The sequence below is a fragment of the Streptomyces griseoloalbus genome, from assembly GCA_014650015.1.
GTDB classification, from domain to species: Bacteria; Actinomycetota; Actinomycetes; order Streptomycetales; family Streptomycetaceae; genus Streptomyces; species Streptomyces griseoloalbus.
In genome coordinates this window covers 1-575 of record BMUD01000142.1, presented here as the reverse complement: position 1 = coordinate 575, position 575 = coordinate 1, and the positions used below count along the sequence as shown (strand labels likewise).

The following is a 575-nucleotide window of genomic DNA, read 5'->3' as shown; positions in this document are numbered from 1 at the left end:
GCCGCGCGTCCGACAACCGCTCCACCAACAGCAGCCCCACACCCTCGGACCACCCCGTACCATCCGCAGCCGCCGAGAACGCCTTGCACCGGCCATCGGCGGCAAGGCCTCGGAGACGGGAGAACTCGATGAAGGGCATGGCCGTCGGCATGACGGTCGCGCCGCCGGCGAGGGCCAGGTCGCACTCGCCGTTGCGGAGGGCGTTGGCGGCCAGGTGCAGTGCCACCAGCGACGACGAGCAGGCGGTGTCGACCGTGACGGCGGGGCCTTCCAGCCCGTAGGTGTAGGCGATCCGGCCGGAGGCGATGCTCCCCGCGCTGCCGCTGGCCAGGTAGCCCTCCAGCCCTTCCGGCAGTTCGCCGACGCGGGAGCCGTAGTCGCCGTACATGACACCGGTGAAGACGCCGGTCCGGGAGCCGTTCAGATCGGCGGGCACGATCCCGGCGTCCTCGAAGGTCTCCCAGGCCGTCTCCAGCAACAGCCGCTGCTGCGGATCCGCCGCCGTCGCCTCCCTCGGCGACATCCCGAAGAACTCCGGATCGAACCGGTCCGCGTCATGCAGGAACCCACCATGA

1 protein-coding gene is annotated in these 575 nt (G+C 71.0%); it reads right to left on the bottom strand.

The window, feature by feature from the left end:
- Nucleotides 1-575, bottom strand: a 575-nt coding sequence (locus tag IE178_RS35295) for a beta-ketoacyl synthase N-terminal-like domain-containing protein (RefSeq protein WP_193515102.1), incomplete at both ends; no start/stop codon positions are given.